Source organism: Streptomyces sp. NPDC002935 (assembly GCF_040611295.1).
Taxonomy (GTDB): Bacteria; Actinomycetota; Actinomycetes; order Streptomycetales; family Streptomycetaceae; genus Streptomyces.
Window position 1 is genome coordinate 1 of sequence record NZ_JBEXNW010000069.1, and the last position, 16,251, is coordinate 16,251.

Genomic DNA, 16,251 nt, shown 5'->3' on the forward strand with positions numbered 1-16,251 from the left:
GTCGGCGCCGCCGGTTCCGAAGCCGCCGTCGCCGAAGCCGCCGAGACCGCCGTCGGCGCCGCCGGTTCCGAAGCCGCCGTCGCCGAAGCCGCCGAGACCGCCGTCGGCGCCACCAGCACCGAACCCGCCATCGGCACCGCTGTCACCGAACCCGCCGAAGCCACCCAAGCCGTCGTCGGAGCCGCCCTCGGCGCCCCCACCGAGATGCCCCCCGAGCCCGCCGAGGTCCGTCCCGTCCTCGTTCCCGAACCCCCCGAAGCCACCGAACTCACCAAGTCCGCCGCTCACGTCGACCGGCGACTCCTGGACCAGCCCCCCGCCGAGCAGGCTCTGGGCGCCGGTGGCGGAGACGTCGAAGCCGCCCGCGCCCTCGTGGCCGTCAGCGTGAGATGACAGGTCGGGCGCGTGGTCGACGGAGGCGTGGTCACCGGAAACGTGGTCGGCCGAGACATCCGGAACGTCATGGTGCGCCAGCGTGTGTGCCGCGCTCCCGAAGAACAGGGACGACTTGGACAGCCGCGGGTCGAGTGCGGCTGGTCCCCCGGCGGTGCCGGACTCGACGCGGAGGGCGCGGAGCTCGCCGACCTGCGCGGGTGTCAGGCCGAGTCTTCGGGCCACCTCCTCGGTGTCACCGTCGAGTTCGGCCCTGAAGGCCGGGTCGACGGCAAGGCGGGTCATGGCATCGCGAAAGGCGTTGTCGGTCATGTCCTCGGGTCTCCGTGGGTCTGCGTACGCTGTTGTCTGATCCCGGCGGAGCTGAGGATCCCCCTGGCCGGCAGCAACTGCGTTTTCCGGCCATCCCCACCGATGCCTGCACGGACGGTTATAAGGGGCATGGCATGACCCGCGCAAGGCCGGAGCAGGGCACCCTGGGCGAATATGCCTCCGGAAGGGTCGGCCATCTCGACCGCGCACCGATCGGATACGGCCACCGGTGAGGCCGTCCAGGCGACTCGCCTCACTGGCCGGGGGGACGCCGTGGCCGATGACGCCACGCATGTCGCCGACGCCGAGGACCTGAGCGATCCCGCGCACCCCCGTACCTGCGCGGCAGCCTTGAATGGTTCTGCCCAGGCGACGTCCTCATCGACAGGCCACTTGAGGTGGTGTTCATGACCAGGCGCTCCGCAACGGCACCCCGTCAGAACACCACCGCAGATTGGACGTGGACCGGCACAAGCGTCGATGGGCACCGATCAACTGCTTCGAGCTTGACCACCACGCAGTCATCATTCGAGAGTCGCTCTGTAGCCAAGCACCTTCGCCAGGACGAAACACGGTGATTCAGAACACGGTGATTCAGAATGCGGAGTTGGCGAACCAGTGGGCCAGCAGATGCTCGTCGCCTTCGTGAGTGAAGGTCTCTGAGGCGTGGGGCAGGCGGCCGTAGACGAGCAGGAGCAAGTCGGCCGCGGTTCCCCGGACGGTCGCGTCAGCGGTGTCCGCAGTGGGGCGGGTCATGTCGAGCCCGAAGTCGTCCGGCCGCAATCGGACGAGCCAGGCATCGTCGCCGTCGGTGGTGCGGAAAGCGATGGTCTTGTCGGCGCCGCGCAGGTTGGCCACCGTGGGGGCGAAAGACGTGGCGAGAGGCAGATTGGAGAGAAACTCATCGATCCCGTCGACCGCGACCGATCGGTCGATCGCGGGCCGCAGGCCGAGTGCGATTTCCGCATCAGCCCGATGCAGCAGGGTCTCGAAGAGCATCCGGCGTGCCCAGAAGCGCGCGTGCTGGTCGGCGCCCCACGCCCACATCGGCAGGTTCGGGTCGGTGGCTGCGAAGGTGTCGGCAGCCACGGTCGCACTCTCGTCCAGCCACTCGGCGTATCCGCTTTCCTGGTCCGGGAGCCGCAGATCCACTTCACGCGTGCGCGGGCGCTCCTGGACGCGCGCCCGCAAGACGGCCGAGAACCAGCGCTGGACGCTGCCGGTGTGCTTGACCAGGTCGGCCAGCGTCCAGCCGGGGCAGGTGGGCACGGGTGTGGCCAGGTCGGTGTTCTTGACCGTGGCGACGAACCGGGCGGTCTCCGCCGCGACTGCCGTGCGGTGGTCGACCGGGGTGTGGACGCGGCCGCTGCCGGAGTGGTCGGAGGTCGTCATGGATGAGCTGCCTTTCGAAGAAGATGCGGGACGGACGCCAGGGGTGGTGATCACACGAGTTCCGCGTCGGCTCCCGCTTCGGCGAGTGGAGGCGTCCCGGAATCCTTTACCTTCCTCGGCACTGTCGTACGAGGCGCGTGAGCCGCCTTGATTCCGAGCAGGGCGACGACCACGACCAGCAGGAACGCCACCCCCGCGATCGCAAAGCTCAACGTGAACTGGCCTTCTTGCGGCAGTGCCGGCATCCCATGCGGCAGCGGAATGGTTTTGGACGCCAGCAGCGAGGTGATCACCGCGCTCGCGATGGCGCTGCCGACCGAACGGGAGATGGAGTTGATGCCGTTGGCGATACCGGTCTGATGGGCCGGGACGCTGGCAACGATGAGCGCGGGCATGGAGGCGTAACCGAAGCTGATGGCCAGACCGATGACCATGCCCGCGCCGATCACCGAGGCAGGGGTGTCGTGCGCGGCGCTCAGCCAGGTGAAGCCGAGCACGCCGAAGCAGGCACCGGCGGCCAGCGTGCCGCGCGCGCCGAGCCGCCGCACCAGAACACCGCCGAGCTGGGCACCCACGAGCGAGACGAGGGTGGTCGGCAGCAGGTACACGACGGAGGCGCGGAGCACGGAGGCGCCGAAGCCGTAGCCGGCGATGTCCTCGGGCATCTGGACGAGGTAGGAGACGCCGATGAACTGGGCGAACATCGCGAAGCCCAGCAGTAGCCCGGCCAGGTTGGTGAAGAGAACGGGACGGTGGGCGAACATCTTCATGTCCACCATCGGTTCCTTGACCCGGCGCTCGATGACGACCCACCCGACGGCCATCACGACCGCGCCGGCGAAGGCGCCGAGCGTACGGCCGGACGTCCATCCCCACGCGTGCCCCTGTGAAATGGGCACCAGAAGCAGGACCAGCAGCACCGCCAGGTTGACCGCACCCAGCCAGTCCGTCCGCCCTCCGGTTTTCGTGCGGGAGGCGGGCACCGCGACCAGCACGCCTGCCAGCGCCACCACCGCGAGCACCACGGCGAGCCAGAAGACCCTGTGGTAGTCGGGGTCAAGGCCTCGGGTCAGCAACCCCGCGCCGACCAGTGCGAGCCCGCTGCCGAACGCGAGTGTGCCACTGACCAGGGCCATGGCGCCGTGCAGTTTCTCCGGCCTGATCTCCTCGCGCAGGATGGAGAGGGCGAGCGGAAAGATCGCGGTTGCCGCTCCCTGCATCACCCGGCCGACGATCAGCCAGGTCAGCGACGTCGTGGTGGCGGCGAGCACCGAGCCCGCGATCATCACGAGCAGTACGCCCACGAGGGTCGGCTTCTTGCCGTGCTGGTCGCCGAATCGTCCGAGCAGCGGGGTGAAGACGGCGGCCGACAGGAGCGTGGCCGTGGTCACCCAGCTCACGTTCGCCGTCGTGGTGTTGAGGTCGTTCTGGATGATCCCCAGGATCGGGACGACCAGGGTCTGCATCATCGAGACGACCATGGCGGCAAGCCCGAGCACCAGGACGACCGCGGTGTCGCCCGCGGGTCGTCGGGTGACCGTGTGCTGTTGGTGAGACACGCGGAGTATTTCCTACCTTGAGAGCTGACGGAACTACTTGAGAACATCGATGCTTGAGGACTTCAAGCAATGTGGACGGTAGTCATCAATATTTGAGATCGTCAAGTTTCCTGGCGTAGGGTGACGAGCGTGACTGGTACTCCCCGCAGCGACCCCGCCCAGCTCATGGAACTGCTCTCGGTGTCCCTGGCCGCCTACTACGGCGACTTCACGGTCGCCGCCGCGAGCGAGAACCTCACCGCCAGCCAGGGCAAGACACTGAACGTGCTGCGCCGGGGACCCGCCTCGATGAGCGCGCTGGCCACCACGCTGACCTGCGACGCCTCCAACATGACCGGGATCATCGACCGGCTGGAGAAACGCGACTTGGTACGGCGCGAAGCGAGGCCCTCCGACCGACGCGTCAAGGACGTGGTCCTGACCGCGGAGGGGGAGCGCGTCATCGATGTGATCCGGGGGAAGATGCACACCACGCAAGCGGGCCTGAACAGACTCGACGAGCAGGAGCGGGACACCCTGTACGCCCTGCTGGAGCGCGTCTTCACCTCCCAGGGCGCTGCCACCCATCCCTGAGATCGCCTGCGGACGGGCGCGCCGGGGCGATCGGATCCTCGTATCTCACTCCCGTCGGCGCACCAGCGTCCGGGGCCGGTCGTCGGTGGGAGGGGCCGTGGCGCGGAGGTCGTGGCGAGGGTGACCACCTCCCGGCCCCCGTTCGTCGGGTTGACGATCAGGACGGAGAGTGCGAAGGCGCTGGTCGCAAGTCCGTCGGCGGCCCGGAACCGGGTGAGGCGCTCCAGAATTGCCCGGCCGCGCTCGACCGGCAGCAGATAGGCCAGGGTGTACACGGTGCCGGGGTTCTCCATTCCAGGGTCCAGTGTGTCGAGGACTCCGGCGAACCAGGTGCGGACCTCGATGTCGGCGCCGTCCATCCAGCAGCGCGCCGCCGTTGTCCACAGGAGTTGCCGAGCGAGATCCGATTCGCCGATGTCGTGAACGGTGAGCGCCTGCCGGACAAGGGTGCGTACGAAATGCGGGTCGCCCGAGGGACGCAGGCCGGCCAGGTCCTCCAGGGGGCACGTCGGGGCGGTGGCGAGCGGCGACCTGAGTGTGGCAGCCGGTGTCAGCAGCACTCATCTGGCGCAGCGGTTCAAGGAGCTCATCGGCGTCACGTCGAAGCGGCTGGCCCGCACCTACGGCTTCGCCGCCAGCGTGTCCGCGATCGACCCGCCGGACCGATCGACCGGGGCGACCTCGCCGGTGGCGCAGGCTACTTCGACCAAGCCCACTTCGGCCACGAGTTCCGGACGTTCACCGGGCTCACGCCGACCCGGTACGTCGAAGTCCGGCAGCGGTTCCTGCGCGAACATCCCGGCCACGCGCTGGACGGCTGGCCGCTGCCGGCCGATTGAAGGTGTCGCAGACGTCCTACGATTACACCCGGCCGTACTGGGACCAGATCGGGGTGACAGTCGTCGGCCGCCACGTCTTCGACCTGACGAACGGCTGGGACGGGAAGCCTCCGGGCGGGATCGACCACGTGGTCGTCGTGACGCACCGGCCGGAGCCCGAGGGCTGGGACCCCGAGGCGCCGTTTCACTTCGTCGACGGCGTCGAGGCAGCCGTGGCCAAGGCGCAAGGGCTTGCGGGTGACCGCATGGTCGAGGTCGCCGCCGGCGACGTCGGTGGCCAGGTGCTTGCCGCGGGTCTGGTCGACGAGGTGCGCATGGACGTCGTACCCGTGGTGTTCGGGTCCGGCAAGCGCTACTTCGGGTCGGTCCACGCGCAGCACCTGTTGGACGATCCTGACGTGGTGATTCAGGGCAACCGGGTGCTTCACCTGCGCTATCGGGTGCTCCGTTGACCGATCTGAGCGGGTACGCGAAGAAGTCCGCTGCGAACGGTGACACAAGCTCGGGCTTCCGGCTGCGTTTGCGGATCGCTGTCCCTGGTCGGGCAGCCGACGCCGATCCGCCCCGGTACCTCACCTGCGGCAAGTTCAACTCAAAGTCACTGGTTGCCGGATTCCGTCGTATCTTGGCCGACCCCCAGGAAGAGCGGCTCTTCACCAATGCAGGGTGTGGACGGGGTCTGAATTCGCCTGTCTCGAGTAGGGATCGGGCGATGTAGTTGGTGAGGTTGCAGAAGCCGAGGGCGGAGCCGCGCAGGTGCGCCAGGCGGCCGTTGATCGCTTCGGTTGGACCGTTGCTGGTGCCGGGCCGGTCGAGCACGTGAGCGGGGCCTGGTGCGTGCAACTGCAAGGCGGAGGAGGGCGTCGATGCGGAGCATCGGCAACCGACGACAACGCAGCAGGTGGGCGTGCCAGGCCCCGCGTCTCCGGCATGATCCGCCGGACAGGCCCTAGCGTCAGGCACATCGAGGTCTTCCAGATGGGCGGCGTGCAGGAGCAGTGGCAGGCCGACCACAAAGCCTTTCGGTGAACGCGACCCGACCGGATCCGACCACGTTCACGTCTGGGCCGACCGCATCCACCTGTGCATCCGCTAGTCGGAGGCCAGGTCCTGCGTCCTCGTCACCATGGGCGTGCGCGCGGACGGCACCAAGGAACTGAGCACGATCGCCGACGGCTACCGCGACTCCGCCCAGTCCTGGGCACACCTGTTGCACGATGCCGCCCGGCGCGGCATGCGCTCCCGTCCTGGCGGTCGGCGACACCGCATTCGGCTTTTGGAAGGCCCTGGCCGAGGCGTTCCCCGACACCCGCCATCAGCGGCGCCGGGTGCATAGAACGGCCAACGTCGTCAACGCCCTGCCGATGTCCGCGCAGGCCGGAGAGCGCAAGGCCCTCCAGAAGATCTACAACGCCGCCGGGACACGGCCTGTGGCATCTTCGCCCGGGAATCCCGCGGGAGGGTGCCGGCCGGTTCGATTCAACGTCCGCCGTTCCTCGGCAAAACAAGAAAGTCCTGGGACCTCATCAGCGGAGGAGAATTCGGGAGGCCGTATGAACTCCAGTTCTCCCACAGCTGTCCCTAGGGTTCTCCTTAGACATGTCCTTGGCTGCCAATGCTCGTGCACGTCGACCATTGGGGATTCCCCTAAATCTGATCCACTGCAGCGGCGGAGCGCGGCTGCGGGACCGAAACTAGGGTCACACCGCAATTTGTTGCCGCCCGGTCGTGCCCGTCGTTTGTGCCGTGGCCGTCACGGTGCGGTGCCTTTTCATTATCTGTGTGGGTGGGGGAGCGGAACATGGTCGAGTCCGAGCTCAACGGAATGGGAAATCGGGCCGGTTCGGCTTCGGCGGATTCGGACGATGGCATAGCTGTCATCGGCCTGGCGTGCCGACTGCCGGGGGCCGCCGACCCGGTCGCTTTCTGGCGGTTGCTCAGCGAGGGCGCGGACGCGATCACCGAGGTCCCCCCGGACCGGTGGGACGGGGCCGCGGTGAGTGACGCCGACCCGTCCGCACCAGGCAGGACCGACATCCGCTGGGGCGGATTCCTCGACCGTATCGGCCACTTCGACGCCGCTTTCTTCGGGCTCTCCCCCAAGGAGGCCGCCGCCATGGACCCGCAGCAGCGGCTCGTACTGGAGTTGGTGTGGGAAGCGCTGGAGGACGCGCACGTGCGCGCCGAGACGCTGCGCTCCACCCGCACCGGAGTGTTCGTCGGCGCCATCTGGGACGACTACGCGACCCTGCACCACCGCTCCGGACTCACAGCCATCTCCCCGCATACCATCACCGGCTTGCACCGCAGCATCATCGCCAATCGGGTCTCGTACTTCCTCGGTCTGAACGGCCCCAGCCTGACCGTGGACTCCGGCCAGTCCTCATCCCTGGTCTCGGTCCACCTGGCCTGCGAGAGCCTCCGCAAGGGCGAATCGACGATCGCCCTCGCGGGCGGCGTGAACCTCAACATCGTCCCCGAGAGCACCCTGAGCGCGGCCAAGTTCGGCGGCCTGTCCCCCGACGGCCGATGCTTCACCTTCGACGCCCGCGCGAACGGTTACGTCCGCGGCGAAGGCGGCGGCATCGTCGTCCTCAAGCCTCTCGCCCTGGCCGTCGCGGACGGCGACCCCGTCTACTGCGTGATCCGCGGCAGTGCGGTCAACAACGACGGTGGCGGCGACGGCCTGACCGTACCCCTGCAGTCCGGGCAGGAGCAGGTGCTCCGGCTCGCCTACGAACGGGCCGGGATCGACCCTGCCCACGTCGACTACGTGGAGTTGCACGGCACCGGCACCAAGGTCGGCGACCCCATCGAGGCAGCCGCGCTCGGCGCGGTGCTCGGCACGGGACGCGAGCTCGGCCGCCCGCTGCGGGTCGGCTCGGCCAAGACCAACGTCGGCCACCTGGAGGGCGCCGCCGGCATCACCGGCCTGCTGAAGGCGGTCCTGTCTCTCAACCACCGTGAACTGCCCGCCAGCCTCAACTTCGAGACGCCGAACCCGGCGATCCCGCTGGACCGGCTGAACCTGCGGGTGCAGACCGAGCACAGCGAATGGGCCGCCGAGGAGAGCCGCCCGCTGCTCGCCGGCGTCAGCTCGTTCGGCATGGGCGGCACCAACTGCCACATCGTGCTGGCGGAACACCAGACGGCGGCGGCGGCGGGCGCGGCTGCGGAGGCGGGTACAGGTACAGGTACAGGTACAGGTACAGGTACAGGTACAGGCGAGGCTCCGACCTTTTGGCCGTTGTCCGCCAAGACCGCATCCGGGCTGCGCGCCCAGGCCACGGCCCTGCTTGCACACGCCGAGGCGTGCCCCGGTCTCGCCCTGCCCGACGTCGGCTGGTCGCTGGCCACCGGCCGCACCGCCTTCGAACACCGAGCGGTCGTCGTGGGCGAGGATCGCGACGCCTTCTTGCGCGCTCTGCGCGAGCTGTCCACCGGCGGCATCGACGCCACACTCACCACGGGCCGCACGGGCTCGCGCGGCGAGCTCGCCTTCCTCTTCTCGGGCCAGGGCAGCCAGCGAGCCGGCATGGGACGCGAACTGGCCGAAGCGGTCCCGGCGTTCGCCATCGCGCTGGACGAGGTGTGCGCACACCTCGACCCGTTGCTGCCGCGGCCGCTGCGCGAGGTCATGTTCGCCCCTGAAGGCACCGAGGAAGCGGCCGAACTCGACAGGACCCTCTACACGCAGACCTCGCTGTTCGCCCTCGAGGTCGCCCTGTTCCGGCTTCTGGAGAACTGGGGCATCACCCCCGGCGTGCTCATGGGCCACTCCATCGGCGAACTCGCCGCCGCGCATGTGGCCGGCGTCCTCTCGCTCGCCGACGCCTGCGCCCTCGTGGCCGCGCGCGGTCGCCTGATGCAGGCGCTGCCCGCCGGCGGCGCCATGATCGCCGTCCAGGCCGCGGAGGACGAGGTCCGCGCCCACATCGGCGACCGCACGGACCGCGTGAGCACTGCCGCGCTGAACGGCCCGGACTCCGTCGTCGTCTCCGGCGACGAGGACCTCGCCACCGAGATCGCCGACGCCTTCGCCGCCTTGGGCCGCAAGGTCAGCCGGCTGCGGGTCAGCCACGCCTTCCACTCCCCGCACATGGAACCCATGCTGGCGGAGTTCCGCGACGTGGCCGAGGGACTGACCTTCCACGCCCCGCGCATCCCGATCGTGTCCAACGTGACGGGCCGACTCTCCGAGGAGCCCTCGGGGTACGAAGGGTGCACGGCCGAGTACTGGGTCCGCCATGTGCGCGAGGCGGTCCGCTTCGCCGACGGCGTCGCCCGCCTCGACGAGCAGGGCGTCCGCACGTACCTGGAGCTCGGCCCCGGCGGCGTGCTCACCTCCATGGCCCGCGCCGGCGCTGACAACGAGTCCCTGTTCGTCCCCGCCCTGCGCGCCCGTCGCCCCGAGGCGCAGGCCCTGCTGGCGGCGGTCGCCTCGCTGCACGTCCATGGCGTGGAGCCCGACTGGGACGCCCTGTTCAGCGGCGGGCGAGGCGCACGCCGCAAGGTCGCGCTCCCCACCTACGCGTTCGAACGGCAGCAGTACTGGCTGGACGGCGACACCACGTTGCCCGGCACCACCACCGGCTGGACCCCTGCGGCTCCGCAGCCGGACACCATCGCCATCGCAGAGACCGACAGTGCGCCGGTCGGAGCCCTGGGCCGGCGGCTGGCCGGACTGCCCGAGTCCGAACGCGACGAGGCTGTGCTCGACATGGTCCGCGCACACATCGCCGCCGTTCTGGGCCACGCCGAAGCCCGCCAAGTCGAGACCGAGTGGACGTTCAAAGACCTCGGCTTCGACTCGCTCAGCGCGGTGGAACTGCGCAACCAGCTCAGCGAGGCCACCGGCCTGCGCCTGCCCAGCGGGCTGCTGTTCGACCACCCGACCCCTGCCGTGCTCGCCCGCCACCTCGCGGCCCAGTCACTGGGAGGTGAGGACGCGGCGGCCTCCGCGCCCGCGACGGTGGCCGACCCCGACGAGCCCATCGCCATCGTGGCCATGAGCTGCCGCCTGCCCGGCGGCGTGAGCTCCCCCGAGGACCTGTGGCGGCTGCTCGCCTCCGGTGGCGACGCCATCTCCGGATTCCCGACGGACCGCGGCTGGGACGCCGAAGCGCTCTACGACCCGGAGTCCGGCACGCCCGGCACGTCCTCGACGCGGCACGGCGGCTTCCTGCACGAGGCGGCCGAGTTCGACGCCGGCTTCTTCGGCATCAGCCCCCGCGAGGCCGTTGCGATCGACCCGCAGCAACGGCTGGTCCTGGAGACCGCGTGGGAGGCCTTCGAGCGGGCCGGCATCGACCCGGCCACACTGCGCGGGAGTCGGGCGGGCGTGTTCATCGGCGCAACGGCGCAGGACTACGGCCCCCGGCTGCACGAGCCGGTCGACGGCGTCGAGGGCTACCTGCTGACCGGCACGACGACCAGCGTCGCCTCCGGCCGCGTGGCCTACTCGTTCGGCTTCGAAGGCCCCGCGGTCACGGTGGACACGGCGTGCTCGTCGTCCCTGGTCGCCCTGCACCTGGCCGTCCAGGCGCTGCGGAGCGGCGAGTGCACGATGGCCCTGGCCGGCGGCGTCACCGTGATGTCCACGCCTGGCATGTTCGTGGAATTCAGCCGTCAGCGCGGCCTGTCGGCGGACGGTCGGTGCAAGCCGTTCGCGGCCGGCGCGGACGGTACGGGCTGGGCCGAAGGCGTCGGCATGCTCCTGGTGGAGCGGCTCAGCGACGCCCGGCGCAACGGCCGTCAGGTGCTGGCCGTCGTGCCGGGCAGCGCGGTCAACCAGGACGGCGCGTCGAACGGACTCACGGCGCCCAACGGCCCCTCCCAGCAGCGCGTCATCCGCCAGGCCCTGGCGGCCGCCGGACTCGCGCCCTCGGACGTCGACGCGGTGGAGGCGCACGGTACGGGCACGCGGCTCGGCGACCCGATCGAGGCGGAAGCCCTCATCGCCGCGTACGGCCAGGGACGGGACGGCGACCGGCCGTTGTGGCTGGGTTCGCTGAAGTCCAACATCGGTCACACGCAAGCCGCGGCGGGCGTGGCCGGTGTGATCAAGATGGTGCTGGCGATGCAGCACGGTGTGCTGCCGCGGACCCTGCATGTGGACGAGCCGACGCCGCACGTGGACTGGTCGGCGGGCGCGGTACAACTGCTGACCGAGGCCGTGGAGTGGCCTGCGAGCGACGGGCCGCGCCGGGCTGCGGTGTCGTCCTTCGGCATCAGCGGCACCAATGCGCACGTCATCGTCGAGCAGGCCGCGACGAGCGAAGAGCCCGCCCGCGGGACGGCCGTTGCGGGACCGGTCCCATGGGTGCTGTCGGCGAAGAGTGATGCGGCGCTGCGGGAGCAGGCGGGTCGGTTGCTGTCCTTCCTGGACGTTGAGGGCGTCGAGGGTGGCGGAGGTGTCGGGGGTGCTGGGGTTCGGTCGGAGGACGTGGCGTTCTCGCTGGCGACGTCGCGTGCGGTGCTGGAGCGCCGTGCGGTGGTCGTGGGGGAGGAGCTTGGGGAGTTCCGGCGGGGGTTGGAGGCGCTTGTTTCCGGCGTTGCTCCGGTGGGTGGTGCCGTCGGGGGCAAGGTCGGGTTCTTGTTCTCGGGTCAGGGGTCGCAGCGGATCGGTATGGGGCGTGAGTTGTACGCGGCGTATCCGGTGTTCGCCGCGGTGTATGACGAGGTGTGCGCGCTTTTGGACGCGCCGGTCGACGTCGATGGGGAAACGCTTCATCAGACGGGTTCGACGCAGCCGGCGTTGTTCGCGATCGAGGTGGCGTTGTTCCGGCTGCTGGAGTCGTGGGGCATCCGGCCGGATTTCGTGGCCGGTCATTCGGTGGGTGAGATTGCTGCCGCGCATGTGGCCGGGGTTTTGTCGCTGGAGGGTGCGGCGAGGCTGGTGTCGGCGCGGGCTGCGTTGATGCAGGCGTTGCCCGCCGGCGGGGCGATGGTGGCGGTGCAGGCGGCCGAGGACGAGGTGCTGCCGTACCTGACCGACGAGGTCGGTATCGCGGCGATCAACGGCCCTCAGTCCGTGGTCATTTCCGGTGCGGAGGACGCGGTTTCGGCGATTGCCCAGGTGTTCGCTGCTCAGGGTCGTAAGACGTCCCGGTTGAAGGTCAGTCACGCGTTCCATTCGCCGCTGATGGATCCGATGCTGGAGGAGTTCGCGGCGGTCGTCAGCGGTCTTGCCTTCAACGAGCCGCGGATTCCCGTCGTTTCGAATCTCACCGGTCGGCTGGTTGAGGCGTACACCCCCGAGTACTGGGTGCGGCACGTCCGCGAGGCGGTGCGTTTCGCCGACGGCATCGAGACCCTGCACGAGCTGGGTGTGACCACTTTCGTGGAGATCGGCCCGGGCGGCGTGCTGAGCGCCCTCGTCCAGGGCTGCTTCGACGACGACACAGACATCGTCACCGTCCCCGCCCTGCGCGCCGACCGCCCCGAGCCGTACGCGCTCGTCACCGCCGTGGGGCAGCTGCACGCCCATGGCGTCTCGCCCGACTGGCAGGCGCTCTTCCCGGGCGCCCGCCGTGTCGACCTGCCCACCTACGCCTTCCAACGCGAGCGCTACTGGCTCGATGTGCCTCAGGCAGCGACCGTCGGCGCCTCGGAGGCGATGGACGCCGAGTTCTGGGACTCCGTCGAGAGCGAGGACCCGACATCTCTCGGTGCGCTCCTGGGACTGGAGCCCGCCGAACTGGACGTGGTCGCACCCAAACTGTCCGCCTGGCGCCGGAAGCGGCGCGAGCAGTCCACCACCGACGACTGGCGCTACCGGATCACCTGGCAGCCGCTCGGTGACATGGTCGGTGCCGCTCCGTCGGGGACGTGGCTCTACGTGGTCTCCGAAGAGACCGCGTGGACCGAGGCGATCCGCGCCGGGCTGACGGAACTCGGCGTCGCGCTCGTACCGTTCGCCGTGGGCGATGACACCGACCGCGAGGCGCTCGCCCGGGCCTTCGCCGAGGCCGGGCACGAGCAGGCCGACGGCGTCCTGTTCGCCGCAGCACAGGGCGAAGCGGGGACGGACGCCCTCCAGCGGCTCGTCCTGCTCGTCCAGGCCCTCGGCGACGCCGGGATCGAGGCCCCGCTGTGGTGCCTGACCAGCGGCGCCGTGTCGACCGGCACGGCGGATCCGCTGACCGACCCCGTCTCCGCCCAGCTCTGGGGCCTGGGCAGGATCGTCGCCCTGGAACAACCTCAGCGCTGGGGCGGGCTCGTCGACCTGCCCGCCGAACTCGACTCCCGCGCGCTGGGGCGACTGGCCGGCCTCTTGGCCCAGGCCGACGAGGACCAGCTCGCGGTACGCGCCTCCGGAGTGTCCGGCCGCCGCCTCGTGCGCGCGCCGTGGAGCGCGGCACCGACGGACGCACCCTGGGCGCCGCGCGGCACCGTGCTCGTGACCGGCGGTACGGGTGCGCTGGGCGGACACGTGGCCCGCTGGCTCGCCGGTGCCGGTGCCGAGCACCTGGTGCTCACCAGCCGCCGGGGCCCCGACGCCCCGGGCGCCGCCGAACTCAAGGCGGAACTGGAGGAGGTGGGCGCTCAGGTCACCGTCGCCGCGTGCGATGCGGCCGACCGTGACGCGCTCGCCGAGTTGTTCGGCCGGCACACCGTGAACGCCGTGGTGCACACCGCAGGCGTACTCGACGACGGCCTGGTCGAATCGCTCACGCCCGAGCGCCTCAGCCACGTGCTGCGCCCCAAGGTGGACGCAGCGCTCCACCTGCACGAGCTCACCCGGGACCGCCAGGATCTCGACGCCTTCGTGCTCTTCTCCTCGATGACCGGTGTCTGGGGCAACGGCGGCCAGGGCGCCTACGGTGCCGCGAACGCCTTCCTCGACGCCCTCGCCGAGCAGCGCCGAGCGCAGGGCCTGCCCGCGCTGGCCGTCGCCTGGGGATCCTGGGCGGACGGAGGCATGGCCGACGGCGCCGCCGGTGACCACCTACGGCGGCGCGGCGTACGGGCGATCGCGGCCCTTCCCGCGATCTCCGTGCTGCACGGTGCGCTGACCCACGGCGAGACCTCCGTGACTGTCGCGGACGTGGACTGGGACCGCTTCGTCCCGGCCTTCGCCGGCTCACGCCCCTGCCCGCTGCTGCACGGCGTGCCCGAGGCCCGCAAGGCCCTCGAAGCACGCGCCCTGGCCGCGCAGAGCGCCGAAGTGCCCGCGTCCGCCCTGGTCCAGCGCCTCCTCGGCGCCACGCAGGGGGAGCAGGGCCGCATCCTGCTGGACCTGGTCCGCGAGCAGGCCGCCGCGGTGCTCGGGCACACGGGCAAGGGCGCCTTCGAAGCCGACCGGACGTTCCGCGAGACCGGCTTCGACTCGCTCACCGCCGTCGAACTGCGCCACAGGCTCAACACGGCCACCGGCCTCAAGCTGCCCACCACCCTGGTCTTCGACCACCCGACCCCCACCGCCCTCGCCCGTCACCTGGGCGAGGAACTCCTCGGGCGGCACCGGCTGGAGGCGGACGCCGCGCAGGCGACGGCCGCCGCCGCGGCCGACGAGCCCCTCGCGATCGTCAGCATGAGCTGCCGCTTCCCCGGCGGCGTTCAGTCGCCGGCGGACCTGTGGGAGCTGCTGAGCTCCGGCCGGGACGCGATGTCCGGCTTCCCCACCGACCGCGGCTGGGACATCGACGCGCTCTACGACCCCGACCCCGACCGGCACGGCAAGACGTACTCGCGCGAGGGCGGCTTCATCCAGGGCGCCGACCGCTTCGACGCCGGTCTCTTCGGCATTTCGCCGCGCGAGGCGCTGGCCATGGACCCTCAGCAGCGGCTGCTGCTGGAGACCGCGTGGGAGGCCTTCGAGCGCGCCGGCATCGCCCCCGCGTCCGTCCGCGCCAGCCGCACCGGGGTCTTCATCGGCACCAACGGCCAGGACTACGCCAACGGACTGCGCAACGCGCCCGAGGAGATCGAGGGGTACGCGCTCACCGGCAAGGCGGCCTCGGTCGTCTCCGGACGCATCTCCTACACGTTCGGCCTGGAGGGCCCCGCGGTCACGGTCGACACGGCGTGCTCGTCGTCGCTCGTGGCCCTCCACCTCGCCGCGCAGGCACTGCGGAGCGGCGAGTGCTCGATGGCCCTGGTCGGGGGCGTCACCGTCATGACCACGCCGGACCTGTTCGTGGAGTTCAGCCGGCAGCGCGGGTTGTCGCCCGATGGTCGGTGCAAGGCGTTCGCGGCCGGTGCGGACGGTACGGGCTGGGGCGAGGGCGTGGGCCTGTTGTTGGTGGAGCGGCTGTCGGACGCGGAGCGCAACGGTCACCGTGTGCTGGCGGTGGTTCGCGGCAGCGCGGTGAACCAGGACGGTGCGTCCAACGGTCTGACCGCGCCGAACGGCCCTTCGCAGCAGCGGGTGATCCGGCAGGCGCTGGGGTCCGCAGGGCTCACGCCGGCCGATGTGGACGCGGTCGAGGCGCACGGCACGGGCACGACCCTGGGTGACCCGATCGAGGCGCAGGCACTGCTCGCCACGTACGGCCAGGAACACTCCGACGACCGGCCGCTGTGGCTGGGCTCGGTCAAGTCCAACATCGGTCACACGCAGGCCGCCGCGGGTGTCGCCGGTGTGATCAAGATGGTGCTGGCGTTGCAGCACGGCGTGCTGCCGCAGACGCTCCATGTGGACGAACCGACCGCGCACGTCGACTGGTCGGCGGGCGGCGTCAAGCTGCTGACCGAGGCCGTCGCATGGCCCGGGTCGGACCACCCCCGCCGGGCCGCGGTCTCCTCCTTCGGCATCGGCGGCACCAACGCGCACACGATCATCGAGGAGGCGCCCGTTGCGGCCGTGGCCGAGTCGGCCCGGGAACACCGCCCGGTGCCCGTGCCATGGGTGCTGTCGGCAAAGAGTGAAGCTGCGCTGCAGGCCCAGGCGGAGCGTCTGCTGGCCTTCGCGGCCGACGACGTGTCGCTCGTCGACGCCGGATTCTCGTCGGCCACGACGCGGTCGGCCCTGGAGCATCGGTCCGCAGTGATCGGCAGCGACCCGGCCGAGCTGCGGGCAGGTCTTGAGGCCCTCGCGGCAGGCGAACCGGCGGCGAACGTCGTCGCCGGGCGCGCTCACTCGGCGGGCAAGGTCGGGTTCTTGTTCTCGGGTCAGGGGTCGCAGCGGATCGGCATGGGGCGCGAGCTGTACGAGGCGTATCCGGTGTTCGCCGCGGTGT

The 16,251-nt window shown here is 70.5% G+C and carries 5 protein-coding genes and 4 pseudogenes; 4 read left to right on the forward strand and 5 right to left on the reverse strand.

From position 1 onward, the window contains the following. From ABZX90_RS43045 to ABZX90_RS43055, 3 genes and pseudogenes are all read right to left on the reverse strand, one after another. Positions 1–705 (reverse strand): annotated as a pseudogene (locus tag ABZX90_RS43045) (hypothetical protein); the annotation flags it as partial. 594 nt (positions 706–1,299) lie between these two features. Beyond that, complete coding sequence (locus tag ABZX90_RS43050; RefSeq protein ID WP_355213632.1) at positions 1,300–2,097, reverse strand: maleylpyruvate isomerase family mycothiol-dependent enzyme; 798 nt, start codon at positions 2,095–2,097, stop codon at positions 1,300–1,302. 50 nt (positions 2,098–2,147) lie between these two features. Further along, the gene (locus ABZX90_RS43055; RefSeq protein ID WP_355213633.1) at positions 2,148–3,656 is read right to left on the reverse strand and encodes an MFS transporter; all 1,509 of its coding nucleotides are present in this window, start codon (positions 3,654–3,656) and stop codon (positions 2,148–2,150) included. A gap of 165 nt (positions 3,657–3,821) precedes the next feature. Here ABZX90_RS43055 and ABZX90_RS43060 point away from each other — a divergent pair, with 165 nt between their 5' ends. Continuing rightward, complete coding sequence (locus ABZX90_RS43060) at positions 3,822–4,229, forward strand: MarR family transcriptional regulator (protein WP_351130038.1); 408 nt, start codon at positions 3,822–3,824, stop codon at positions 4,227–4,229. Positions 4,230–4,849: 620 nt separating this feature from the next. Here the strand turns inward: ABZX90_RS43060 and ABZX90_RS43065 are convergent. Then, positions 4,850–5,035, reverse strand: a complete 186-nt coding sequence (locus tag ABZX90_RS43065) for a hypothetical protein (protein WP_355213635.1) — start codon at positions 5,033–5,035, stop codon at positions 4,850–4,852. Positions 5,036–5,055: 20 nt separating this feature from the next. On the opposite strand from ABZX90_RS43065, the pseudogene ABZX90_RS43070 reads away from it, so the two are divergent. Then, positions 5,056–5,520, forward strand: a pseudogene (locus ABZX90_RS43070) (dihydrofolate reductase family protein); the annotation flags it as partial. Between the two features lie 211 nt (positions 5,521–5,731). Here the strand turns inward: ABZX90_RS43070 and ABZX90_RS43075 are convergent. Further along, positions 5,732–5,881: pseudogene (locus tag ABZX90_RS43075) on the reverse strand (transposase); the annotation flags it as partial. 404 nt (positions 5,882–6,285) lie between these two features. Between ABZX90_RS43075 and ABZX90_RS43080 the strand changes: the two are divergent. Together ABZX90_RS43080 and ABZX90_RS43085 are read left to right on the forward strand one after the other, a co-directional pair. Then, positions 6,286–6,942 (forward strand): transposase, encoded by a 657-nt coding sequence (locus ABZX90_RS43080; protein ID WP_355213634.1) that lies wholly within the window; start codon positions 6,286–6,288, stop codon positions 6,940–6,942. Next, positions 6,870–16,251 (forward strand): annotated as a pseudogene (locus ABZX90_RS43085) (type I polyketide synthase); the annotation flags it as partial. The gene ABZX90_RS43080 and the pseudogene ABZX90_RS43085, both read left to right, overlap by 73 nt.

What these genes read in the sequence shown, in the direction of transcription:
- ABZX90_RS43050 (WP_355213632.1), bottom strand. Translation starts at nt 2,097, where the DNA reads ATGACGACCTCCGACCACTCCGGCAGCGGCCGCGTCCACACCCCGGTC.
- ABZX90_RS43080 (WP_355213634.1), top strand. Translation starts at nt 6,286, where the DNA reads ATGCCGCCCGGCGCGGCATGCGCTCCCGTCCTGGCGGTCGGCGACACC.
- ABZX90_RS43060 (WP_351130038.1), top strand. Translation starts at nt 3,822, where the DNA reads ATGGAACTGCTCTCGGTGTCCCTGGCCGCCTACTACGGCGACTTCACG.